Source organism: Janthinobacterium sp. Ant5-2-1 (assembly GCF_001445815.1).
GTDB lineage: Bacteria > Pseudomonadota > Gammaproteobacteria > Burkholderiales > Burkholderiaceae_D > Janthinobacterium > Janthinobacterium lividum_E.
This window is the reverse complement of the sequence record NZ_LNCE01000037.1, coordinates 68,677-90,416: the sequence shown is the minus strand read 5'-3', so window position 1 is coordinate 90,416 and position 21,740 is coordinate 68,677. Positions and strand designations below refer to the sequence as shown.

The window sequence follows — 21,740 nt, the reverse complement described above, 5'->3', positions numbered from 1 at the left end:
AAAACGCGCCGGACCCTCGCGGGTGCCGGCGCTTTTTCTTGCTGGCAAACGATTACGGCTGGTCCGCCACGCCTCTGGGCACGTGGCAGTCCGGTAGGTCGAATTAGCGCAGCGACGCTGCGCGTAATCCGACGCCGCCACGGTCAACAATGGTGTCGGATTACGCCTGGTAAGCTGTTTCCGGCTGGCCCGCCACGTCCACGCGCACGGACAGTACGTGGCCCGTCAACGGGTAGTCGGCGATCTCGGCGTTTGACCTGTTGTGGCTGGCGCTGGTGATGTACAGGGTGCGCAGGTCGGGGCCGCCAAACGTCACCATGGTGGGGCAGCGCACGGGCACGGTAATTTCGCCCAGCAAATGGCCATCGGGGGCGAAGCGCAAGATCTTGCCGCCTTCAAACATGGCCGACCAGTAATTGCCTTCGCTGTCGACGGCCGCGCCATCGGGGCGCCCGCCGTAATCAAACGCTTTCTTGTCCGTGGAAAAACGCTGGAACGGTTGCGGCGCGGAAATGGCACCCGTGGCCGCATCGAAATCGAAGCGGTCGATGCGGTGCGTGGTGGTGTCCGAGTGGTACATGGTGCGCTTGTCCGGGCTGAAGCCCAGGCCGTTCGACACTGTCATCCCGCCCGACCAGACCTTGCGTACTTGTCCCTTTTCCAGCACGAACATCTCTGCAGCGTCAGCGTTGCGCGGCTCGAAAATCGTGCCGACCCAGAAGCGGCCGGCCGGGTCGACCTTGCCATCGTTGAAGCGCGTGGTGCTCATGTCGAACGGCGCCGGAGCGATTTCCGCCAGGCTGCCCGTCTTCGTGTCGAGGTGGGCAAAGCCGCTGCGCAAGGCCACGATCAGGCCGCCGCCGGCGTTGATCGCCAGCGCCGACGGTTCCGTCGGCATGCTCCATTGCTCATGCTTGCCGCTGGCCGGATGCAAGCGGTGCACGGCGCGGCCATCGATGTCGACCCAGTACAGGGCCGCTTCCTTGCCATGCCATAGCGGGCATTCGCCCACTTGCATGGGCTTGTCGCTCACTACTTTGATTTCGTAAATATTCATCTATTTCTTTTTAATATGCGGCTTTTGCAGCTTTCGCCAAGGCAATCAAGCCATTGGTCGAGCTGTCATGGTGGTCGGGACGGGCTTCGCCCGTCAGTTCGGCCTGGATTTTCTTGGCCAGCACCTTGCCCAGTTCCACGCCCCACTGGTCGAAACTGTTGACGTTCCACAAGACGCCCTGCACGAAGGTCTTGTGTTCGTACAGCGCGATCAGGGCGCCCAGGGTGGTCGGGGTCAGCTGGTCCATCAGGATGGTGTTGCTGGGGCGGTTGCCTGGGAAGGTCTTGTGCGGCACCAGCGCCTCGATCTCGTTTTCCGGCAATCCTTGCGCCTGCAAATCAAGGCGTACCTCATCGCCCGTCTTGCCTGTCATGAAGGCTTCCGACTGGGCAAAGCAGTTCGCCAGCAGGGCGTCGTGGTGGCCAGGTAGATCGTGCGTGGCGCGCAGGGCGGCGATGAAGTCGATGGGCGTGATGTCCGTGCCCTGGTGCAGCAGCTGGAAATATGCGTGTTGCGCATTCGTGCCGCAATCGCCCCAGATGACGGGACCGGTGGGTACGTCGACGGGCACGCCATCCTTGGTGACGCGCTTGCCGTTGCTTTCCATGTCCAGCTGTTGCAAATAGGCGGCAAAGCGGCTCAAGTCTTGGTGATACGGCGCGATGGAAACGGAGCCGCAGTCGAGGAACTGGCGGTTCCAGAAGCCGACCATGGCCAGCACGACGGGCATGTTCTGTTCCAGCGGCGCCTGGCGGAAATGCTGGTCCATCGCATGCGCGCCCGCGAGGAAATCGCTGAAGTATTCAAAGCCGACGGACAGCGCCACGGCCAGGCCGATCGACGACCAGACGGAATAGCGGCCGCCGACCCAGTCCCAGAACGGGAACATATTGTCCGGCGAAATGCCGAAGTCGACGATGGCTTGCGTGTTGGTCGAAACGGCCACAAAATGCTGGGCCAGGTCCTTTTCTTCGCCTTCGAGCAGGAACCAGGCGCGCGCCGTGTTGGCGTTGAGCATGGTTTCCGCGGTAACGAAAGTTTTCGATGCCACGATGAACAGGGTCGTTTCCGGATCGACCTTGGACAGGGTCGCTTCCATGTCGTGGCCGTCGACGTTGGAAACAAAGTGCATTTCCAGGCCCGGGTTGGCGTACGAGCGCAGCGCCAGGCACGCCATTTTCGGGCCCAGGTCCGAGCCGCCGATGCCGATGTTGACGATGTCGCAAATCGGCTTGCCCGTGTAGCCGAGCCAGCTGCCATTGCGCACCTTGTCCGTAAACGCTTTCACGCGTTGCAGCACATCTTGCACGTCGGCATCGATATCCTGGCCATCGACGACCAGCTTCGTGCCGCGTGGCGCGCGCAAAGCCGTATGCAGAACGGCCCGATGTTCGGTAAGATTGATTTTCTCGCCAGTGAACATGGCTTCGCGCTGCGCTTCCACGCCGCGCTCGCGGGCCAGGTCCATCAGCAGGCCCATGGCGGTGGCGTCGACACGGTTTTTCGAGTAATCGAGCAGCAGGCCGGCCGCATCGACGGTCATGCTGGAAAAGCGGGCGGGGTCGGCCGCGAACAGCTGGCGCAGATGCACTTCGCGCAGGCTGGCGCTATGCGCTTGCAGGGACTGGAAACTGGCGGTGGCGGTGATGGCGGGAGTAGGTGCTGGCTGGCGCATGGCGGTCGGCTTGGGTGCTTGTCTCGGTTGAAAGGAGCGCGGCGCGTTCGTCGTGGCGAACAGCGGATCCGGCATTGGTATGAGAATAATACATCAGAAAAACGTAATTTCACTACAGTTTGTGACGCGAAGCGGATTTTGTTGTGCTTTTTTTAGCGATTGCGCGAGTGACATATAAGAGCCATGTTGGCAGGCACCGATACGCGATATTGGCCGGATTTGCCTTGATATGCCGCAATCCGTCGCTTATTTGTGTTGCGGGCCCATGCAAGAGTGCTTCTTCTTCACGGTTTTGTAGTAAAATTTCACGAAATACTCATTTTTAAGGAAATCCATATGGCGCTGCATCCAGTAGTCGAATCCGTAACAGCGCGCATCATCGCGCGCAGCCGGCCATCGCGCGGCGCCTACCTGGCGCATCTGGATGCGGCCCGCATCCAGGGCGTGCAGCGCGGCGCCCTGTCGTGCACCAACCTGGCGCACGGCTTTGCCGCCTTTCCCGCCAACGACAAGCTGTCGCTGAAGGAATACAAGAAGCCGTCCGTGGCCATCGTGTCCTCGTATAACGACATGCTGTCGGCGCACCAGCCGTTTGAAGGCTTCCCGCAGATCATCAAGCAAGCCGTGCGCGAAGTGGGCGCCGTCGCCCAGTTCGCCGGCGGCGTGCCCGCCATGTGCGATGGCGTGACGCAAGGCCAGCCGGGCATGGAACTGTCGCTGTTTTCGCGCGACACCATCGCCATGTCGACGGCCGTGGCGCTGTCGCACAATATGTTCGACTCGGCCCTGTACCTGGGCGTGTGCGACAAGATCGTGCCGGGCCTGTTGATCGGCGCGCTGCACTTCGGCCACCTGCCAGCCGTCTTCGTGCCGGCCGGTCCGATGACGTCGGGCCTGTCGAACCAGGAAAAAGCCAAGGTGCGCCAGCTGTATGCGCAGGGCAAGGCCACGCGTGAAGACTTGCTCGAAGGCGAGTCGAAAGCCTACCACGGCGCCGGCACCTGTACTTTCTACGGTACCGCCAACAGCAACCAGATGCTGATGGAAGTGATGGGCCTGCACCTGCCGGGCGCCGCCTTCATCACGCCGAACACGCCGCTGCGCGATGCCCTGACCGCCGCCGCCGCCCAGCGCGCCGCCGTCATCACGGCGCAAAGCGGCAGCTACTTGCCGGTCGGTCATATCGTCGACGAGAAATGTATCGTCAACGCCGTCGTGGGCTTGCTGGCCACGGGCGGTTCGACCAACCACACCCTGCACCTGGTGGCGATCGCCAAGGCGGCCGGCATCGTCATCGACTGGAACGATTTCAATGAACTGTCGGCCATCGTGCCGATGCTCACGCGCATCTACCCGAACGGCGACGCCGACGTGAACCATTTCCACGCGGCCGGCGGCACCGGTTATCTGATCCGCGAATTGCTCGATGCTGGCTTGCTGCACGAAGACGTCAACACCATCCTGGGCCACGGCTTGCGCGCGCACTGCATGGAACCGTTCCTCGGCGAAGACGGCAAGGTCTTCTGGAGAGAGGCACCGGCCGCCAGCGCCGACGACAGTGTGCTGCGCCCCGCTTCGAACCCGTTCGCGCCGGACGGCGGCATGGTCCTGGTCGCCGGCAACCTGGGCCGCGCCGTGATGAAGGTCTCGGCCGTCAAGCCGCAGCACCGCACGGTGGAAGCGCCGGCCCTGGTGTTCAATTCGCAGGAAGAATTCATGGCCGCCTACAAGGCGGGCACCCTGGACCGCGACTTCGTTGCCGTGCTGCGTTTCCAGGGCCCGCGCGCCAACGGCATGCCGGAACTGCATGCGCTGACGCCGGCGCTGGCCAACCTGCAGGATGCGGGCCGCCACGTGGCGCTCGTTACCGATGGCCGCATGTCGGGCGCGTCGGGCAAGGTGCCGGCCGCCATCCACGTATCGCCTGAAATTCTCGCCGGCGGCCCGCTGGGCCTCGTGCGCGACGGCGACATCATCCGTCTCGACGCCTTCACCGGCGTACTGGAAGCGCTGGTGCCGGCCGACGTCTGGCATGCGCGTTCGCTGGTCACGGCTGACCTGTCGCCGAACCACATCGGCATGGGCCGCGAGCTGTTTTCCATGTTCCGTTCCACCGTCAGCGCGGCGGAAGAGGGTGCCACCACCTTCGGCCTGCCGTCGCCGATTCCCACCACCATCGCCTTGCACGACGCCGACAATGTCGGTGACACCGTACCGGGTTCCGATGAAGACTTTTTGGCTAGGAAATAAGAGATGACCATGACACTACTGGAAATTATGCGCACCTCGAGCGTGATCCCCGTGATTGCGATCGACGATCCTGAACACGCCGTACCGCTGGCGCGCGCGCTGGTGGCGGGCGGCATCCGCGTGCTGGAAGTAACCCTGCGCACCAAGCACGGCCTGGAAGCGATCCGCGCCATGTCGGAAGTACCGGGCGCCATCGTCGGCGTGGGTACCTTGACCCGTCCCGAGGAATTCGCGCAGGCACGCGATGCGGGCGCCGTCTTCGGCGTCTCGCCAGGCTTGACGTCGGCCCTGGTGGCGGCGGCGAAAAGCAGCGGCCTGCCATTGCTGCCAGGCGTGATGACGCCAGGCGAAGTGATGGCGGCGCGTGAAAACGGCTTCCAGCAGCTGAAACTGTTCCCGGCCGTGCCGGCCGGCGGCATCGGCATGCTCAACGCGATCTACGGCCCGCTGCCGGACGTGACGTTCTGCCCGACAGGCGGCATCTCGCAAGAGACGGCGTCGCAGTTCCTGGCGCTGAAAAACGTCGCCTGCGTGGGCGGCTCGTGGCTGACGCCGAAAGACGCGATCGCGGCCGGCAACTGGGACCGCATCACGGAAATCGCGAAAGCGGCCAGCGGTTTACGCTCCGCCTAGTCGTACCTGACATAAGCTACTGCGCGTCGCGCTTTGCGGCCTGCGATGCTCACCGTACTGGAGTACGGTTGCGCTTCTTAGCCACAAATCGCTGCCGCTCGCTACGCTTCTGTCAGGTACTTGCAGTTATAGTACTCGGCAAGCTCTCATGCTTGCCGCTTCTTTCTTCTGACGGAGTGCCATGCGCGTCTTGCGCCGCCCCCTCACCATCGGCGAAACCGCCATGGCCCGCAGCGTCTTCCAGGGCGCCATCGACTACGCGCGCGTGCGCGTCGTGCGCGGCTCCTTTCTACCGTTCGGCTTGCAGGATCAGAACACGGCGATGACGCCGCGCGGCAGCCTGCACTTCATGCCGGCCCAGTACCGCGAGGATTTCTCGCGCGAAGGCAACAGCGGCAAGCTGTTCTTCATCCACGAGATGGTGCACGTGTGGCAATACCAGCTTGGTTACAGCGTGCTGCTGCATGGCGTGCTGCTGGCGCTGCGCGGCGGCTATATCCGGCAGCGCGCCTACCGTTACGATGCGCAGGCGGGCGGCGTCCTGTCCGACTTCAACATGGAGCAGCAAGGCGACATCATCGCCCACTACTTCGGCGCGCGCCAGCTGGGCATTCCCGCCTACGTGGCCAAGCTGCCGCAGCTGCAGGAGATACTGCAAGGCTTCCTGATCAATCCCGCCGACCGGCACCTGCTGCCGCGCTGATTGCACCGTTACTGCGCCAGGTTCGACGCCAGGCGCACGTCCGGCGCGCGCGGGCTGGCCGGCGCATCCTTGCCCAGCAATAAACGCAGATCGGCGCCCGCGCCCACACCGCTGTCGTCCGCCGCCTGCAACTGCGGCATGCCGCCCAAGGCGAGGGCCAGGGCGGCGGCCGCCTGCGCATGACCAGGCCGGTAGACGATGCTGCTGGCCTGGACGCCGTACGGCCGCTGGTTGCCCAGCCGCAGCACGCTGATGCCGATGCCGCCCAGCATGCCGCGCATGCGCGCCGCCATCCCCGTTACGCCATTGCCGTTGATGACTTCCAGTCGTGGCAGGGTTGCCACCGGTGCCACCGGCTTTGCCGGGGCTGGCAAGGCGGCGTGCGCCACTACGGGAGCGTCGCGCCAGCTCAGCGTGAAGATATTCGGCTGCGACTGCGTCAGCTGCAAGCGGCTGGCGGGCGCCGCTGGCGCAGGCGCCAGGTCGGGCGCGATGGCTTCCGCTGCGGTGTCGACCGCATCGACTGTTCCTACGCTGCGCGCCAGCGCCGCGATGGCGAGATCCAGGTTGGCGCGCGCCGGCTGCTGGCTGTTGTCGAGCTGCAGCGACCGGCGCAGCACGCTGGCCGCCTGCGCGTATTCGCCCTGCAGGTACAGCACGTAGCCGAGATTGTTGTAAGTCCTGGCCGTCGGCGTCTCTTGCGCCAGCGCCTGCAGCATGCTGCGCGCCGTTTCCAGCTGGCCCAGTTGCGCGTGCAGCACGGCGGCGCCATTGCGCGCATCGGCCGAACCGGGCGTCAATAGCAGGGCTTCGCTGTACGCCGCCATCGCCGCGCGCGGATCGCCCAGTTCCTGCATGCGCTTGCCCAGCTTGCAGAAAGCGGCCGTGCGGGTGGCGGGGCTGTCATCGATGCGCGCCTGCGGTGGCGCAACATGAGTGCCCTGACTGGCCGGGCCGGGCAGGTGGCCGCAGGCGGGCAGCAGGCCGGCGCAGGCGAGCATGAGCATCAGGGTGGTGTGCTGTGACATGGCGGTTCTCCGGTCAGCTGCCGCTGCCCATGCTGGGCAGGAGCACGCGGTAGATTTGCAGGAAGGCTGGTCCCATCAGGACGACCAGCAGCGAAGGGAAGATGAAAAAGATCAGCGGGAACAGCAGCTTGAGAGCGATCTTCGCCGCTTCTTCCTCGGCCAGCTGGCGGCGTTTGGTGCGCAGCTGGTCCGACTGCACGCGCAGCGAGGACGCGATGCTGGTGCCGAAGCGCTCGGCCTGGATCAGCATGGCCACCAGCGCATCGACATCCTCTACGCCCGTGCGCAGGGCCAGGTTGCGCAGCGCCCGCTCCTTGGTATTGCCGGCGCGCAGTTCCAGCATCACCAGGTGCAATTCCTCGGCCAGCACGGCGCTTTTCAGGGCGATCTCGGCCGCCACCCTGGCCAGCGCCGCATCCATGGCCAAGCCCGCTTCCACGCACACCGTCATCAAGTCCAGCGCATCGGGAAAGCTTTCGAAGATATCGCGCTGGCGCCGCTTGATCATTTGCGCCAGGACGATATTGGGCAGGTAGTAGCCGATGGCGGCCACGATCAGCAGCCAGAACAAGAGAGCTTTACCCGCCATCTGGCTGCCTGACGCGCTCAGTCCCAGGAACAGCAGCAGCGGCAGGCCGATGGCCAGCATGGTCTTGGCGGAAAAGAACAGGATGGGCGCCGATGCCTGGCGCAGGCCGGCATTCATGAAGCGCCGGCGCATCACGGAGCCTTCCCAGCCCTGGTCGGGCAGCGACAGCTTGGCCAGCGGGCCGCTCAGGCGCACCATGCGTGCCAGCCAGGGGCTGGGCGCGGAGGCGCCAGGCGCCGCCGCGCTCTTGCCGGTGGCGTTGTCCATGCGCTGGCGCAAGGGATCGGGGGCAAAGCTGCGCATGGCCACCAGCACGGTGCCGAAGACGGCAATGAAGAGCAGGGCGAGAAAGGCGAAATGGACGGGATTCATGAGGATTCTCCTTGCGGGCTCAGACACGGATGCGGATGATATTGCGCATGACCAGGATGCCGCACACCATCATCACCAGGGCGCCGACGAGCATCTTGCGTCCGCCCGGATCGACGAACAGCATTTCCAGGAATTGCGGATTGGTCAGCTGGATCATGGCCGCCGCGCCGAAGGGCAGCAGCGACAGGATCCAGGCCGACAGCTTGCCTTCGGCCGACAGCACGCGCACCTGTCCCAGCAGCTTGATGCGCTCGCGGATGATGCGGCTGATGCTGTCGAGCAGTTCGGCCAGGTTGCCGCCCGTTTCGCGCTGGATCAGCACGGCGATGACGAAATAGCGCAAGTCCGTGCTGGGCACGCGCGTGGCCAGGTTCATCAGCGCATCCTGCATGGCGATGCCGAAATTGACTTCGTCGAAAGTGGCGCGAAATTCCACGGCCAGCGGCGCGTTCATTTCATCGCCGACCATTTTCAGGGCGGTGGGGAAGGCGTGGCCGGCACGCAGGGCGCGCGCCATCAGGTCGAGCGCATCGGGCAATTGCTGCTCGATGCGCTGCAGGCGCTTGGCCTTGGCGCGCAAGACCACCAGCAGCGGCAGCAGGGCCGCGCCGGCCACCAGTGGCAGGAGCAGCAGCCACGGCACGCTGAAGTAGCTGAGCAGCAAAAACGCGGCGCCGGCCGAAGCCAGCATCACGCCGGCGAAGCTGGCCACGCTCCAGGTCAGGCCCGACTGCTCCAGCAGGCGGTCGAGCGCATGCACGCGGGGCACGCTGAGCAGCACGCGCTGCAGGGACGGGGTATCGCTCAGCAGGCGTTTCTTGATCATCGAGCTGCCCGTGTCGCCATGCGCGCCGGCCGACATGATGCGCAGGCGGCGCGCGACCCTTTCCGCTTCCGGGCCGCGCGAGGTGTTCCACGCCAGGTACACGCCCTCGATCAGCAGTACCACGGCGATGAAGGTAAGGATGGCGAATACGTAATAGAGATAGTCCATGATGCTCCCCTTAATGGTACTGGCGGGCGGGATCGAACAGGGTTTCCGGCAGGCTGATGCCGAAGGCGCGCAGGCGTTCCAGGAAGCGCGGCCGCACGCCGCTGGCATGGAAATGCCCCTGCACCGTGCCGTCCTCGCCGATGCCTGTCTGGCGGAAGGTGAAGATTTCCTGCATGGTGATCATCTCGCCTTCCATGCCCGTGATTTCCTGGATCGACGTGACCTTGCGCTTGCCGTCCGTCAGGCGCGACACCTGCACCACCACGCTGATGGCCGAACTGATCTGCTGGCGCATGGCTTTCACGGGCAGGGCCGCGGAAGCCATGCTGATCATGTTTTCCAGCCGCGTCAGCGCGTCGCGCGGAGTGTTCGCGTGAATGGTGGCCATCGAGCCTTCATGGCCCGTGTTCATGGCGCCGAGCATGTCGAGCGCCTCGGCGCCGCGCACCTCGCCCAGGATGATGCGGTCGGGACGCATGCGCAGCGCATTGCGCACCAGCGCCCGCTGCGTCACTTCGCCCTTGCCCTCGATATTCGGCGGGCGCGTTTCCAGGCGCACCACGTGCGGTTGCTGCATCTGCAGTTCGGCCGCGTCCTCGATGGTGACGATGCGCTCGGCCGTGCTGATGAAGCCGGAAATCGCATTGAGCATCGTGGTCTTGCCGCTGCCCGTGCCGCCCGAGATCAGGATGTTGACCTTGGCCTTGCCCAGCGCCTGCAAGGTGGTGCTCATTTCTTCCGTGAGGCTGTGCTTGAGCAGCAGGTCGGCCAGGCGCAGGGGCTGGGCCGAGAAGCGGCGGATCGACATCACGGGGCCGTCGATGGCCAGCGGCGGGATGATGGCGTTCACGCGCGAACCGTCGGGCAGGCGCGCATCGACCATGGGGCTCGACTCGTCGATGCGCCGGCCCACGCGCGAGACGATCTTGTCGATGATTTTCATCAAATGTGCATCGTCGGTGAAGCAGACGTCGCTCAGCTCCAGGCGGCCATGGCGCTCGACATACACCTGGCGGTAGGTGTTGACGAGGATGTCGGACACGCCGGGATCGGCCAGCAGCGGTTCGAGCGGGCCGAAGCCGAGCACCTCGTCCTGGATGTCGCGGATCAGCGAGCGCCGTTCCAGCTCGTTGATCACCACATTGTCTTCCGTGAGCACGTCGCTGACGAGGATTTTCAGCTCTTCGCGGATCTGTTCGCGCGACAGGCGCTGCATGCCTTCCAGGTCGACCCGGTCGAGCAGCGCCTGGTGGGTGCGGTGCTTGAGCTGCTGGTAGCTGTGACTGGCTACGCCCTGGTGCGCGGCGTCGTCATTCAGGCTGGCGTCATCCTGGGCATAGCCCAGACGGTCCCGCAGGGTGAGTTTTTCGGCAGTCATGGTCGGTCTCCGGTAAGTGTAGGGATCAGGCGCGCTGTAGGGAATCAAGCGCGCGCCAGCAGCCGCGAAACCCAGCCTTGCGCGGCGGGCGGGGTTTCGCCGGCCAGGCTGGCGGCCAGTTCCTGCAGGGCGCGCGAGACGGCGTTGTGCGGCGTCAGCTTGAGGATGGGCACGCCCTGGCTGACGGAGGCCGCCACCGCTTCGTAGTGGTTGGGGATGGATTTGTAGACGTGCTTGCCATACGCCGCTTCCAGGTCGGCCACGCGGATGCTGTCGCTGCTGGCATAGCGGTTCAGGATCAGGCGGATCTTGTCTTCGCGGTAGCCGAGGCCGCGGAACACGTCGAGCAGGCGCTTGCCGTCGCGTACATACGGCAAGGTTGCCTGCAGCACGGGGAAGATCAGGTCGGCCCGGTCCAGCGCGCGCACGCTGACGGGGTCGAGGCCGCGTCCCACGTCGAGCAGGATGTAGTCGTACTGGCTGCGCGCCAGGGTCAGCAGGCGGTCGATATGGTCGGCTTCGACGTCGGCCGCGTGGGCCGGATCGTCGGCGGCGGCCAGCACGCTGTAGGCGGGCGTGATCTGGATCATGCTGGCGCTCAGCAGCGAGGCGTCGAGGCGCACGATCTGCTGCGACAGCTGCGACAGGGTGGTGGCCGGCTTGTGGTCGGAGACGAACAGGGCGGCGTCGCCGAACTGCAGGTTCAGGTCGAACAGCGCCACCTTGCGCTGCTCGCCGGCGGCCAGCGCGTAGCCGAGGTTGGCGGCGATGAAGGTGGCGCCGCTGCCGCCCTTGCACGAGACGAAGGCCAGCACCTGGCCCTTGCGCGTGACCTGCTTCTGCAGTTTTTCCTCGATGCGGCGCAAGGCGGCGCACAGGGCCGCGTCGTCGTCCGGCTGCAGCACTTCGCGCACGCCGGCGCGCATCGAGCGCAGCAGGAATTGCGGACTTTGCTGCGGACATTGCACGATGATGGCCAGGTTCGGATGGCGCCCGCCCAGCAGCTCGAGCTGTTCCAGCTCCGCCTCGCCCGTCAGCTCCTGCTCCAGCAGCAGCAAGTCCGGCGTGACGCCGTTGTCGAATACATCCGGTATGCTTGCCAGCAGGGTGACGCGGTCGGTCGCGCTGCGTTCGCGCAGCAAGCGGGTAAGCCGCTTGAGCTGGACTTCATTCTTCGAGACGATGACGATATTCACTTGGTACTCCCCGGTAAAGGTGTTCGGCAAGGTGTTCAGTTGATCTGGAAGCCCAGGCTTTCGGCGTGCATGACCACCACCGAGGCTGGCACGGCAATATTGAGAAAACCGAACAGGCTGACCATCGGCGTGTAGCTGACGTTGTCGATCGACACGCGCACGCTGTCGATGCAGCTGGCCGTGCGCGTGATGTCGCCGCAGGCCGACAGGTTGTCGCCCGGATCGAGTGGCGGCAAGGTCACTTCGGCGCCGCTCTTGTTCAGGTAGCGGATGGTGATGTTGGCGGCCGTCAGTTCCGGCGCGGCCGGCAGCGCCGTGCCGCCGAACAGGGCCAGGGTCTTGATGGCGTCGGTCTGGTCGATCCAGCGCACCACCGCTTCGCGCGCGGCGCGGCGGCTCACTTCCTGCACCGTGTTGTACAGGTACAGCATGCGGCCGAATTCGAGGATGCCGAACAGCAAGGTGAAAAACAGCAGCGACACCAGGGCGAATTCGACGGCGGCGGCGCCGCGCTGGCGGCCGGCTGGAGGAGACGATGAAAGGCGTTGGCGCATGGCGTTCTCCTTACAGCATGTAGCGCATGGTGGTGCGCGGCGAGAGCGGCGTGGCATAGCTGCTGGCCGCGCCGATCACGAACGGCAGGTACTGGCCTACCGACAGCGTGTAGTTGACGACTTCGACGCGGATGCCGCCCGGCGCCGTGCCATCGGTGCAGTTGCTGTCGTTGAACGCCGCGTCCAGGCAGGTGACCGTTACGTTGGCCGTGACGAAGTCGCTGATGCCGGCGCTGATGGCCGCGTCGACCACCGTCTGTCTGGCGGCCGGCACGCCCTGCGAAGCAATGCCGGCCTTGGCCTTGACGGACATGTTGCGCGCCGCGTCGCGCGTGGCCTTGGTCAGCGCGTCGTAATACCAGAAGGCGCGGCCGAAGCCGAAGATGCCGGCCAGCAAGGTGATCAGCAGGGCCAGCACGATGCCGAATTCGACGGCGGCGCCGCCGCGCTGCCTGAGGGGGGAATGGTGGATGCGCATGGCCGCCTCACTTGTAGAGTTTGATTTCGGAATTCGGCACGGGCTCGATCAGGCCCGCGAATTCGACGTCGAGGCGCTTGGTGCCGCCGCTGAAATCGGCCTTCATCGTCATGAAGAATTTGCCGATGCCCACCGCGTTCATGGTGCCGCACGAAGCCGGCCCCACGGGCGCCGTGCGACAGTCGACCAGCACCACGTTGAGGATGCGGCGGTTGCGCTGGCCCGGATGGGCCGCCGACGGCGCCTGGAACGTGGGGCCGCTGGTCTGGTTGTACGGCGAAGGCGGGGTACTGGCAGGAAATCCCGCGCCGGGGCTGACGGGGTAGCTGGCCGTGTCGAAGTAGTTCGCCTTGGCCGTGCTGTACATGGGGTTGGCGTTGCCGTCCGCGACGCTGTATGCCGTGCCGGCCTTGGCCGGTGTGGCGCCATTGCTTTGGTAGGCAGGGCCGTAGGACCACAGCACGCCATAGTCGGCGAATTGGGCGAACGTGGCCGAGGGCGCGGGGACGCTGCCGGCGGACGGCAACTGGTAATTCGGCTTGTTGCCGGCCAGGCTGACCGGCTGCTGGCTGGGCAGGGTGCTGGCGCCCGGCTGCATCCAGCCCGTGGGCGGCGAGTTGGCGGCAGCGGCGACGCAGGGCGACGCGGCGCCCACGCAAGGATACTCCTTGATGTTGGTGTCGGGCGGCGCCGTTGCGGGGTCGCACACGGACGGTCCGCCGTAATCGTCGAAGCGCGAATTGAGCGAGGCGGCCAGCGAGGCCGTCAGCCCCGTGTTCGTGTACACCTGGCCCGTGCCGCTGGTGATGACGGCGCTGCTGCCCGTACACATGAATGGCGCAGTCGAGGCGGCGCTCGAATGCGAGGCGCTGCAGCTGCCGGGTGGCGCGTCGACGGGGTTGATCAGATAGGGATCAGACGGGCCGCCCAGCGGATTGAGGCCGAACAGGTTGTAGGTTACGCCGCGGCGGAAACCGAATTCCAGCAGTTCCGTCAGGCCCGTGCCGGCCGGCGCGGCCGGATACGTGTATTGCGCCGTCTTGTTGGCCGGATCGACGGCGCACACGCCGATCGGCGTGACGTCGTTGACGAAGCGGCCCGCCACGGCCACGCCCGAGGTGCTGGTGCTGGCGATGCCGGCGATGCCCATCAGGTAGGTGGCGAAGGTCTTGCTGCCCGTGTCGACGCGGATGAAAGTTTGCCCCTGGGGGCTGGTGCGGGCGCTGGCGCCGGACGACCAGGGGCCGTCGGGGCTGGGGCCGAACTCGATGTTGGCGGCAGTGATGGTCAGCGCGGTGGAAAAATCGTAGCGGTTCTTTTGCGCGATGGCGATGGCCTTGGCCTGCGCATTGTCGATGCCCGTGGCGCTTTGATTGAGTTCCACGGCGCCGGCCAGGGCGGCGCTGTCGGCGCCGTTCTGCAGCTCCGTCTTGGCGATGTACAGGTGGCCCAGGTCCAGCACCAGGCCGCCCATGGCAAACAGCACCACCAGGGTCAGCCCCAGCACGATGGCGATCGCGCCCTGCTGCTTGTCGTGCCTGCGAAATGCGGTGTTCATGGCTGTCTCCTGGGTGGCCTGGGGTGGGGGCATCGCGGGACTGGCGCCTACTGGCGTCCGCCCACGCCGATGGTGAAGACATTCGGTTGCGGTTCCGGCGCGGCAAACGATTTCTGGTAGCGCTGGTAGGCGCTGACGCCGGCCTTGCCGTCGATGCCGCTGACCGGGTTGGCATTGCGGTAGGCGTCCGGATACATGATCTGCTGCGCCTTGAGCAGGGCCACCGATTCGCCGAAGTGCGAATCGAGCACGGGTGTGGTGGTGGCGGCGCAACCGGCCAGCAGGACCAACAGAGACAGCAGGGTGGCGCAAGGCAGGCTATGTGCGGTTTTCATGGTGTTCTCCTATTTGAGGTCGAAGCCGGCGGCAGGCTGTGGCGCGGCCGCTTGCGGCTGCATGGGCGCTGGTGCCGCTGCGGGGGCCGCTGCGCTGCCTTCCATTTTTCCCTGCATGAACATGTCGCCGCGCGTCGGCTGGATGTAGCCGTCGGTGGGCAGCTTGTAGTCGGGCGGCAGCGGCTTGACCAGGTGCGGCGTGATAATGAAGACCAGTTCCGAGCGGTCCGTCTGGAAGTCCGTGCTGCGGAACAGGGCGCCCAGCACGGGCACTTCGCCCAGGCCTGGCAGGGCCTTGATATTGCTGGTCACGTTGTTCTTGATCAGGCCGCCGATGGCGAAGCTCTGGCCGTCGAACAGCTGCACCGTGGTGGTGGCGCGCCGCGTCGTAAACGAAGGCAGGATGGCCGTGGCCGAGATGCCGGTGGCGGTGATGCCGATGCCGTCCTTGTTCAGGTCCGACACTTCCGGCGCCACCTTCAGGTTGATGCGTCCCCCTTCGAGCACGGTGGGCGTGAATTTCACGGCCACGCCGAACTCCTTCTCTTCCAGCGTGATGGTGGGCACGCCGTTATTGTTGGTCTGGCTGACGGGGATGAAGATTTTGCCGCCGGCCAGGAAGCTGGCCTCCTGGCCGCTGATGGCCATGATGTTCGGTTCGGCCAGCACCTTGATCAGGCCATCGCGTTTTTGCGCGTCGAGGTTGAAGAAGTTGTTCTTGCTGGCGCCGCTCAAGCCGCTGGGATTGTTGCTGAGCAGGCTGGACAGCAGCGAGTACGACCAGCTGCCGATGGTCTTGTTGATGCCCAGGCTGGCGCCCAGCTGGTCGACCAGCACCTTCGACACTTCGGCCACCTTCACTTCCAGCATCACCTGTTGCGGCGCGGCGATCGACAGCAGGTTGATCACGCGCGGCATGTTCGCATCGGGCGCGGCGGCGGGAGCGGCAGCGGCGGCGCCTGCTGCTGGCGCTGCACCGGAGGCGGCGCTGCCGCTGCGGCTGCTGCGCTGGACATAGGCGTTGGCCAGCGACAGGGCCTGGTCGGCCTTGACGACATCGCTGACCATGCCCGACAGGATCAGGGTGTCGCCCGCCACCGTGACATTGATCTTTTCGTTCGGCAGCAGTTCGGCCATGCGCGCCTGCAGGCTGCTGCTGTCGATGCCGACGGCCAGGTCGATGATGGTGGCGTCATTGCTCTTGTTCCACAGGATCAGGTTGGTGGTGCCGACGGAGCGGCCCAGCAGGTAGACCTCGTTGGGATTGAGCAGGATGACGTCGGCGATGCGCGGGTCGCCGACGGACATGCGGCTGGCGGCGAACGGCAGGCGCATCAGGGTCGACTTGCCTTCGGCCAGGCTCATTTGCGGCGCCATTTCGGTGCGCCCGGCGCGCGATTCGCTTTGCGGCGGCGTGGCCTTGGGGCGGGCCGTGGCACGGCTGCTGCGGGTGGCGCCGGTGTCGGCGGCAGCGGTGGCGGCAACGGGTTCGCTGCGTGCCTGGGGCGCCAGGGCGCCGATCATGGCGAGGGCAAGCGCCAGGCTGAGTACCCGGCTTCCGCTTGCTGTGCAATATGTGCTCATGGCGTGACTCCTCTGGTGCAGGTTAGAATTGTTGGGAGCTGCGTTCCAGCCCCTTGATGACATCGACCCGTGGGCCGGCCTGTGGCGCGGGTGCGGCGGCGGGACGGCGGCGTGGCAGCGGCTTGGCTTGCACCATGGCGGCGGGGGCTGCCATGGCGACCTTTTCATCGAGCAGGCTGGACTTGGTGGCGCCTTCCGTGTTGACGGGCTTGTCCTCGATCTGGTTGCGCAGCACCAGCGACAGGGTGCCCACACTGCGTGCCAAGTCGAGTTTTTCCGCCTGGTCGGGCGTCAGCTCCAGGGTCACGGCGTTGACCACCTTGGGCTTGGTGTCGTCGCGGCTCGATTCCTGGGCGATGGCCAGCACGAGGATGCGTTCGAGCACGATCTTGGAAATGTTCGGATCGCGGTCCGGCGTCTTGCGGGCCCCTTCGCCCTGGGTGTTGACGAGGATGTCGACGAAGTTGCCGGGCAGGGCGAAGCCGGCCACGCCCACCACGTCGTTGACGCGCACGGTCATGGCGCGCTTGCCTTCGGCGACGACGGCCGACAGGCCGCCTTGCGTGCCGGGAGGCGCCAGTTTGCCTTCCATGATCGGTTCGCCGTGCTGGATGCTGGTGCGCGTGACGCGCGTTTCCAGCAGTTTCGGATCGTTGATGGCGCCCGGCGGCAGTGCGTTCGATGGCCAGTCCACCATGCGCACCATGTCGGGCGTGAGGCGCGCCCCCAGGCTGATGTCGACCTGGGCCACGGCCACCTTGTTGATGTTGCCCGAGGCTTGGGCATTGATCCAGCGCGCGGCCACGATGACCGCGGCGAACGCCAGGATGACCGCAATGGCCATCATCGTCAGAGCGCGTGCGTTTCTCATTTTGCTTCCCCTTTGTGCTGGACCGCTGCCGGTCCGTTATGTGTGCTTGCAAGGTCGTCATCGCTGCCGAAATAGTTTTTCCATGCCCAGAACAGCACTTCCGGCGACAGCTGTGCCGCGTGGTCTTCATAGCGCGCCTGGTCGCAGATCTGCGCCAGGATGTCGCGCGGATAGCAGGCCAGCAAGGGCCGTCCGTACTGGCTGTGCAGGTGCAGCAGGTAGGTGTAGGAGGCTTCGTCGAAATTGATGCCCAGCTGGGCGCAGGTGCTGCGGAACACGGCCAGGTAGTGGTAGGCGCTCAGGGGGCCGACGTGGATCTTGTAGCCGATGCGGCGCAGGAAGGAGTCGTCGGCCAGGTGCTGCGGCGCCAGGTTCGACGAGAACACGACGATGACGTCGAAGGGCACGGGGAACTTGTAGCCCGTGTGCAGCGACAGGTAATCGATGTGGCGCGCCATCGGCACGATCCAGCGGTTCATCAGTTCGACGGGCGAGCAGCGCTGGCGGCCCAGGTCGTCGATGATGAAGATGCCGTTGTTGGCCTTCAGGTGCGGCGGCGCCTGGTACAAACGCGTGCCCTGGTCGAATTGCAGGTCCAGCATGTCGAGCGTCAGCTCGCCGCCCGTCAGCACGGCGGGGCGCTCGGCGCGCACCCAGCGGGGGTCGGACGGCACCAGGCCGCCGCGCGACACGGTGTGCAGCATGGGGTCGAGGAAGGGCAGCACTTCGCCGTCGACCATCACGGCATGGGGCAGGGCGATGGCGCCGCTGAGCAGGCCGTTCAGGCGCTCGGCCAGGTAGCTCTTGCCGCTGCCGGCGGGACCGTGGAAGAACAGGGCGCGTCCGGAATTCATGGCCGCGCCCAGCTGGTCGAGCACGGCCGAACTGGCCACCACGTCGCGGAACTCGCGCTGCACGTCGTCGCGGGTGACATGCATGTCCGCCACGCTTTGCGCCAGCACCTGGTTGCTGTAGTCGGCCAGGGTGACGGGGGCGGGGCCGCTGTAGGCGTTGCGGCGCATGTACTCGGCGGCGCGCAGGCGGCCCTGGTCGCCCAGCAGGTAAGACAGGTCGGCGTCGGTGCCGCTGCCGCCGTTGCGGCGCGCTTCGCACAGCTTTTCGGCGCGCATGAAGGTGAGCAGCGGTTCGAGCACGCCGGCGCCCAGTTTCACGTGCGTCGACAGGGCGGGCAGGCCGATCTGGCCGCGCAGGAAGAGTATCTTGACCAGCAGTTCGACGAGGAACAGGAATGGCAATCCCGTTTCCTCGACCGTGCGGGGCGCGCGCTTGGCCGCCGGTTCGACGCCGCCGCCGTCGCTGCGTTCTGGATAGGTGTCAGGCATGATGGGTGCTCCTCTTGCTCGGGTGGCCGGATATCAGAAGATGAAGGGCAGCAGGCGGTACTTCACCTGGCGCATGTAGACGCGATAGCGCACGTCGGTGGACAGGAAACGCTCCTCGCGCAGCAGGCGCATCACCATCATCGTCATCGTCGCAACATAGATGACGGTGTTGGCGAACGAGGTGTTGGCCAGCAGGTAGCCGCTCAGGGAAATCAGGTAGCTGGCATACAGCGGATGGCGTATCACGCGATAGACGCCGCCCGTCTTGATGTCGCGCTGCGCCGCCACCAGGCCGAAGCTGCGGTTCAGCGACAGCAGGCCGGCGATCTGCAGCAGGCTGCCGACGGCCAGCAGGTAGCGCGCGCCGGGCCAGATGGCCATGTCGGCAGGCGAGAGGAGGAAGGGCGCGAAGGTTGCGCCGATGGCCAGCAGCCAGTCGCCCGCATCGGTGGAAACGCTGACGGGGGCCGTGCGCACGATGAAGAACAGGGCGGCCAGGGTTTCGGCGGCGCAGAACAGCAGATAGCTCCAGTCGCCGCTGTGCAGATAGCCCACCACGTGCGCGCTGGCGAAGAACGTCCACAGGCAAGCCATGGCGATGCTGGTGAACAGGCTGGCGTGGCGCGAGTGGCAGAGGGTGGCGAGGGTATCCATGGTCAGGTCCTGTCGTGGTTGGTGGTTGGCGCGGCGCGTTTCAGCGCAGGCTCCACAGGTGGGTGTAGTGCAGGAAGACCTGCAGCAGGGTGCCGCTGGCAATGGCGAAGGCGTAGGCCAGCTTGCCGGTGGCAGGCGGCGGTTCGGCGATCGTGGCGGCGCCGCCGGCCAGGCTGTGCAGCAGCGCGCCCAGCATCATGTGGTAGGTGTTTTTCAGCACCTGGCGCAGGCGCTGGCCGGCCAGCGCGGCGGCCAGGGCCAGCACGCCGCCGCACAGGAAGGTCAGCAGGGCCGCTTCGAGCACGGCGTCGGGACCGAGGAAGGCGCCGCACATGGCCATCAGCTTGACGTCGCCGGCGCCCAGGGCGCGCAGCAGATACATGGGCAGCAGCAGGGCCAGTCCGGCGGCGGCGCCGGCCAGCGCCTGCAGCAGTCCCAGGCCGCCGAAGGAGGCGTCGAACAGGCCGGCGCCGGATGGCACGAAGCTGTTGATGATCAGCCCCGCCAAGGTGCCCCACAGCACCAGCCGGTTCGGGATGCGGCGTGTGCGCAGGTCGTGCCACAGGGCGGCAGCGAGCAGGGCGGCCAGCACGGCCAGGCACAGCAGCATGGGCAGGTGGGCGTTCATGACGTCAATCCTTCCTTGCCCATGCAGGGCGCCGTGGCCACGTGCATGGCCGGTGCCGCGGCCTGGCTGCCCAGCAGCCGTCCTACCAGGCGCCATACGAGCGCCGCGCCGGCCGCGCCCACATAGCCGTCGAGCGCGTAGTGCCAGCCCAGGTGGATGGAGCCGAGCAGTATCAGCACGGCGAAGGCGGACAGGGCGATCCCGGCGGCGCGGTTGACGTTCCAGCCCACGATGGCCATCAGCACGGCCGTGGCCACATGCATGCTGGGCATGGCGGAGATGCCCAGTTCGCCGTGCGCGCCCTTGCTTTGATAACCTTGCCACAGCATTTCCTGCACCTGCAGGGCCCAGACGGGAACGTGCCCGTTGGCCTCATGCAGGTAGGCCATCAGCGGCGCATACGGGTCGCTGGCGTGCAGGTGGCCGTAGTAGCAGGGGCCGGCCGAGGCAAACAGCACGGCCAGGATGCTGCCCAGGGCGATCCAGGTCAGCGCAAAGCTGAGCAGGAACTGCATGCGCAGCAGCGGACGGCGCGTGTCGAGGATGAGCCAGTACAGGATGGCGTAGAACAGGAAGAACCAGAAGTGGTAGCTGAAGTTGAGCAAGCCCGTGACGAGCGGGTGGCCCAGCAGCGGCTGCAGCCTTTCCCACGGGGCCTTGCCGCCATGCAGCGCGATGTCCCAGGCGGACAGGGTGGCATCCCAGGTGTAGGGATGCAGGCGCGGGATGGCGCCCTTGATGACGGTGAAGCTGGACGCGAAGACGGGGATCAGCAGCATGGCCGGCAGCGCGTGCAGCAGGCGCTCGTTGCTCAGGTAGCGGCGCAGATCGTGGTACAGATAATGGCACAGGCGGTGCGGGCGTTTCATCACCATGACGTGGATGGTGTAGCCGCACAGGATGAAGACGGGACCGGTGAGGATGGCCACGAGGAAGCCGGCCAGCACGTTGAGGGTGTCCGATGCGCTGGGCAGGCCGCCGGCCAGCAAGGTCGCCACGGCGGCGTACGCCAGCACGATCAGCAGCAGGGCGCGGTGGGTGCGCAGCGAGGCGAGCAGGGTGTTCATGACAGGGCCAGGACCACTTGGTCCTTGACGTAGACAAACAGCAGCTTGACCTGGTCGCCAAGCAAGGTGATCGTGACCACCAGCACTGCCGCGATCAGGCCCGCCAGCAGCGCGTATTCGATCGCTGTGACGGCGGACTCGTCGGATAAACGGCTGAAGAGAGATTTCACGATGGGCCTCGCTATGCGTTCGTCAAGGTGGGCGTGCCGGGAATGGGGGGAAGCGTAGTCCGGGCTGGCGCTGGGCCGGCCCGGACAGCACCGCGTCAGGCATTGGCGGTGGTCAGCTTGGTGCCGATGGTGCTGAAGGTTTTTTTCAGCTGCGTGCCGACGATGGTGATGGCGGCGATGATCACGACGGCAATCAGGGCAGCGATCAGGCCGTACTCGATTGCGGTGACGCCATCTTCTTCGCGGATAAAGTTCTTGATGAGGTTCATGACAACTCCTGGTGTGGTTAAGGTACGGCGGTGGGTAAAACGGCATGACAGTGTTGCTTTCTGCTGCTACGACCTGGCGTGCTCATGGGCTTTCGCCCAGTGCCAGCAGTCCGATGATGCACACCACCGCCATGAGGGCCGCCACCAGGGCATAGCGGTAGAACGCAGCCTTTTCCTTGCCCTGCAAATAGGTGATCAGGGCGGTCGGAAGAAACTTGTCAAGGCGCATGCTGTGCTCCGTGTCGTGGTGGGCCGTGCGGTGATTTGCACTCCGGTAAATCCACTATAGAAGTTGGCACCTTGATCTACATCAGAAGAACATCCTTTTATTGCAAGGAGGAACTGCTTGTTTTT

The 21,740-nt window shown here is 65.6% G+C and carries 23 protein-coding genes; 3 read left to right on the top strand and 20 right to left on the bottom strand.

Annotated elements, in window-relative coordinates; translation table 11 throughout:
- Positions 1-160: 160 nt before the first annotated feature.
- Positions 161-1,057 carry an SMP-30/gluconolactonase/LRE family protein gene (locus ASN89_RS13500; protein WP_046685897.1) on the bottom strand — a complete coding sequence of 299 codons (897 nt, stop codon included), beginning with the start codon at positions 1,055-1,057 and terminating at the stop codon, positions 161-163.
- A gap of 10 nt (positions 1,058-1,067) precedes the next feature.
- Positions 1,068-2,732, bottom strand: coding sequence for a glucose-6-phosphate isomerase (pgi, locus tag ASN89_RS13495; RefSeq protein WP_058049615.1), 1,665 nt, complete (start codon positions 2,730-2,732; stop codon positions 1,068-1,070).
- 336 nt (positions 2,733-3,068) lie between these two features.
- Between pgi and edd the strand changes: the two genes are divergently transcribed.
- The 3 genes from edd (at position 3,069) to ASN89_RS13480 (ending at position 6,318) form a co-directional block, all read left to right on the top strand.
- Complete coding sequence (gene edd, locus ASN89_RS13490) at positions 3,069-4,982, top strand: phosphogluconate dehydratase (RefSeq protein WP_058049606.1); 1,914 nt, start codon at positions 3,069-3,071, stop codon at positions 4,980-4,982.
- 3 nt (positions 4,983-4,985) lie between these two features.
- Positions 4,986-5,615 (top strand): bifunctional 4-hydroxy-2-oxoglutarate aldolase/2-dehydro-3-deoxy-phosphogluconate aldolase, encoded by a 630-nt coding sequence (locus tag ASN89_RS13485; protein ID WP_046685894.1) that lies wholly within the window; start codon positions 4,986-4,988, stop codon positions 5,613-5,615.
- A 181-nt stretch (positions 5,616-5,796) separates the two neighbouring features.
- Entirely contained in the window at positions 5,797-6,318 is a 522-nt protein-coding gene (locus tag ASN89_RS13480; RefSeq protein WP_058049605.1) for a hypothetical protein, read from the top strand.
- An 8-nt stretch (positions 6,319-6,326) separates the two neighbouring features.
- On the opposite strand, the gene ASN89_RS13475 is transcribed toward ASN89_RS13480, so the two are convergent.
- The 18 genes from ASN89_RS13475 to ASN89_RS29005 form a co-directional block, all read right to left on the bottom strand.
- Entirely contained in the window at positions 6,327-7,346 is a 1,020-nt protein-coding gene (locus tag ASN89_RS13475; RefSeq protein WP_058049604.1) for a LytR C-terminal domain-containing protein, read from the bottom strand.
- 13 nt (positions 7,347-7,359) lie between these two features.
- Positions 7,360-8,307, bottom strand: a complete 948-nt coding sequence (locus tag ASN89_RS13470; RefSeq protein ID WP_046685891.1) for a type II secretion system F family protein — start codon at positions 8,305-8,307, stop codon at positions 7,360-7,362.
- A 19-nt stretch (positions 8,308-8,326) separates the two neighbouring features.
- Complete coding sequence (locus ASN89_RS13465) at positions 8,327-9,301, bottom strand: type II secretion system F family protein (protein WP_058049603.1); 975 nt, start codon at positions 9,299-9,301, stop codon at positions 8,327-8,329.
- A gap of 10 nt (positions 9,302-9,311) precedes the next feature.
- The gene (locus ASN89_RS13460) at positions 9,312-10,679 is read right to left on the bottom strand and encodes a CpaF family protein (protein ID WP_058049602.1); all 1,368 of its coding nucleotides are present in this window, start codon (positions 10,677-10,679) and stop codon (positions 9,312-9,314) included.
- A 44-nt stretch (positions 10,680-10,723) separates the two neighbouring features.
- Positions 10,724-11,875: an AAA family ATPase gene (locus tag ASN89_RS13455; protein ID WP_058049614.1), complete on the bottom strand. Its 1,152-nt coding sequence runs from the start codon at positions 11,873-11,875 to the stop codon at positions 10,724-10,726.
- A 35-nt stretch (positions 11,876-11,910) separates the two neighbouring features.
- Complete coding sequence (locus ASN89_RS13450; RefSeq protein WP_058049601.1) at positions 11,911-12,429, bottom strand: TadE/TadG family type IV pilus assembly protein; 519 nt, start codon at positions 12,427-12,429, stop codon at positions 11,911-11,913.
- 10 nt (positions 12,430-12,439) lie between these two features.
- Complete coding sequence (locus tag ASN89_RS13445) at positions 12,440-12,907, bottom strand: TadE/TadG family type IV pilus assembly protein (protein WP_046685887.1); 468 nt, start codon at positions 12,905-12,907, stop codon at positions 12,440-12,442.
- Positions 12,908-12,914: 7 nt separating this feature from the next.
- Entirely contained in the window at positions 12,915-14,465 is a 1,551-nt protein-coding gene (locus ASN89_RS13440) for a Tad domain-containing protein (RefSeq protein ID WP_058049600.1), read from the bottom strand.
- A 47-nt stretch (positions 14,466-14,512) separates the two neighbouring features.
- A complete protein-coding gene (locus ASN89_RS13435) occupies positions 14,513-14,800 on the bottom strand; it encodes a hypothetical protein (protein ID WP_046685885.1) in 288 nt (95 codons plus the stop codon).
- 9 nt (positions 14,801-14,809) lie between these two features.
- Positions 14,810-16,384, bottom strand: a complete 1,575-nt coding sequence (locus ASN89_RS13430) for a type II and III secretion system protein family protein (protein ID WP_058049599.1) — start codon at positions 16,382-16,384, stop codon at positions 14,810-14,812.
- 22 nt (positions 16,385-16,406) lie between these two features.
- The gene (cpaB, locus tag ASN89_RS13425) at positions 16,407-17,255 is read right to left on the bottom strand and encodes a Flp pilus assembly protein CpaB (RefSeq protein WP_058049598.1); all 849 of its coding nucleotides are present in this window, start codon (positions 17,253-17,255) and stop codon (positions 16,407-16,409) included.
- Positions 17,252-18,598, bottom strand: coding sequence for an ATP-binding protein (locus ASN89_RS13420; protein ID WP_200899271.1), 1,347 nt, complete (start codon positions 18,596-18,598; stop codon positions 17,252-17,254). The genes cpaB and ASN89_RS13420 overlap by 4 nt, the downstream gene beginning before the upstream one ends.
- 33 nt (positions 18,599-18,631) lie before the next feature.
- On the bottom strand, positions 18,632-19,252 hold the full coding sequence (locus ASN89_RS13415) for a methyltransferase family protein (protein WP_046685882.1): 621 nt from the start codon (positions 19,250-19,252) through the stop codon (positions 18,632-18,634).
- A 40-nt stretch (positions 19,253-19,292) separates the two neighbouring features.
- Complete coding sequence (locus ASN89_RS13410) at positions 19,293-19,880, bottom strand: prepilin peptidase (protein ID WP_058049597.1); 588 nt, start codon at positions 19,878-19,880, stop codon at positions 19,293-19,295.
- Positions 19,877-20,947, bottom strand: a complete 1,071-nt coding sequence (locus tag ASN89_RS13405) for a phosphatase PAP2 family protein (RefSeq protein WP_058049596.1) — start codon at positions 20,945-20,947, stop codon at positions 19,877-19,879. The genes ASN89_RS13410 and ASN89_RS13405 overlap by 4 nt, the downstream gene beginning before the upstream one ends.
- On the bottom strand, positions 20,944-21,117 hold the full coding sequence (locus ASN89_RS28190; protein ID WP_082127904.1) for a Flp family type IVb pilin: 174 nt from the start codon (positions 21,115-21,117) through the stop codon (positions 20,944-20,946). The genes ASN89_RS13405 and ASN89_RS28190 overlap by 4 nt, the downstream gene beginning before the upstream one ends.
- Positions 21,118-21,212: 95 nt before the next feature.
- A complete protein-coding gene (locus ASN89_RS28185) occupies positions 21,213-21,386 on the bottom strand; it encodes a Flp family type IVb pilin (protein WP_070222439.1) in 174 nt (57 codons plus the stop codon).
- A gap of 82 nt (positions 21,387-21,468) precedes the next feature.
- The gene (locus tag ASN89_RS29005) at positions 21,469-21,615 is read right to left on the bottom strand and encodes a hypothetical protein (protein WP_157814672.1); all 147 of its coding nucleotides are present in this window, start codon (positions 21,613-21,615) and stop codon (positions 21,469-21,471) included.
- Positions 21,616-21,740 lie beyond the last annotated feature (125 nt).

Bases quoted from the DNA above. Each gene is read 5' to 3' on its own strand.
- ASN89_RS13500 (WP_046685897.1), bottom strand. From the start codon at position 1,057: ATGAATATTTACGAAATCAAAGTAGTGAGCGACAAGCCCATGCAAGTG.
- pgi (WP_058049615.1), bottom strand. From the start codon at position 2,732: ATGCGCCAGCCAGCACCTACTCCCGCCATCACCGCCACCGCCAGTTTC.
- edd (WP_058049606.1), top strand. From the start codon at position 3,069: ATGGCGCTGCATCCAGTAGTCGAATCCGTAACAGCGCGCATCATCGCG.
- ASN89_RS13485 (WP_046685894.1), top strand. From the start codon at position 4,986: ATGACCATGACACTACTGGAAATTATGCGCACCTCGAGCGTGATCCCC.
- ASN89_RS13480 (WP_058049605.1), top strand. From the start codon at position 5,797: ATGCGCGTCTTGCGCCGCCCCCTCACCATCGGCGAAACCGCCATGGCC.
- ASN89_RS13475 (WP_058049604.1), bottom strand. From the start codon at position 7,346: ATGTCACAGCACACCACCCTGATGCTCATGCTCGCCTGCGCCGGCCTG.
- ASN89_RS13470 (WP_046685891.1), bottom strand. From the start codon at position 8,307: ATGAATCCCGTCCATTTCGCCTTTCTCGCCCTGCTCTTCATTGCCGTC.
- ASN89_RS13465 (WP_058049603.1), bottom strand. From the start codon at position 9,301: ATGGACTATCTCTATTACGTATTCGCCATCCTTACCTTCATCGCCGTG.
- ASN89_RS13460 (WP_058049602.1), bottom strand. From the start codon at position 10,679: ATGACTGCCGAAAAACTCACCCTGCGGGACCGTCTGGGCTATGCCCAG.
- ASN89_RS13450 (WP_058049601.1), bottom strand. From the start codon at position 12,429: ATGCGCCAACGCCTTTCATCGTCTCCTCCAGCCGGCCGCCAGCGCGGC.
- ASN89_RS13445 (WP_046685887.1), bottom strand. From the start codon at position 12,907: ATGCGCATCCACCATTCCCCCCTCAGGCAGCGCGGCGGCGCCGCCGTC.
- ASN89_RS13440 (WP_058049600.1), bottom strand. From the start codon at position 14,465: ATGAACACCGCATTTCGCAGGCACGACAAGCAGCAGGGCGCGATCGCC.
- ASN89_RS13435 (WP_046685885.1), bottom strand. From the start codon at position 14,800: ATGAAAACCGCACATAGCCTGCCTTGCGCCACCCTGCTGTCTCTGTTG.
- ASN89_RS13430 (WP_058049599.1), bottom strand. From the start codon at position 16,384: ATGAGCACATATTGCACAGCAAGCGGAAGCCGGGTACTCAGCCTGGCG.
- cpaB (WP_058049598.1), bottom strand. From the start codon at position 17,255: ATGAGAAACGCACGCGCTCTGACGATGATGGCCATTGCGGTCATCCTG.
- ASN89_RS13420 (WP_200899271.1), bottom strand. From the start codon at position 18,598: ATGCCTGACACCTATCCAGAACGCAGCGACGGCGGCGGCGTCGAACCG.
- ASN89_RS13415 (WP_046685882.1), bottom strand. From the start codon at position 19,252: ATGGATACCCTCGCCACCCTCTGCCACTCGCGCCACGCCAGCCTGTTC.
- ASN89_RS13410 (WP_058049597.1), bottom strand. From the start codon at position 19,880: ATGAACGCCCACCTGCCCATGCTGCTGTGCCTGGCCGTGCTGGCCGCC.
- ASN89_RS13405 (WP_058049596.1), bottom strand. From the start codon at position 20,947: ATGAACACCCTGCTCGCCTCGCTGCGCACCCACCGCGCCCTGCTGCTG.
- ASN89_RS28185 (WP_070222439.1), bottom strand. From the start codon at position 21,386: ATGAACCTCATCAAGAACTTTATCCGCGAAGAAGATGGCGTCACCGCA.
- ASN89_RS29005 (WP_157814672.1), bottom strand. From the start codon at position 21,615: ATGCGCCTTGACAAGTTTCTTCCGACCGCCCTGATCACCTATTTGCAG.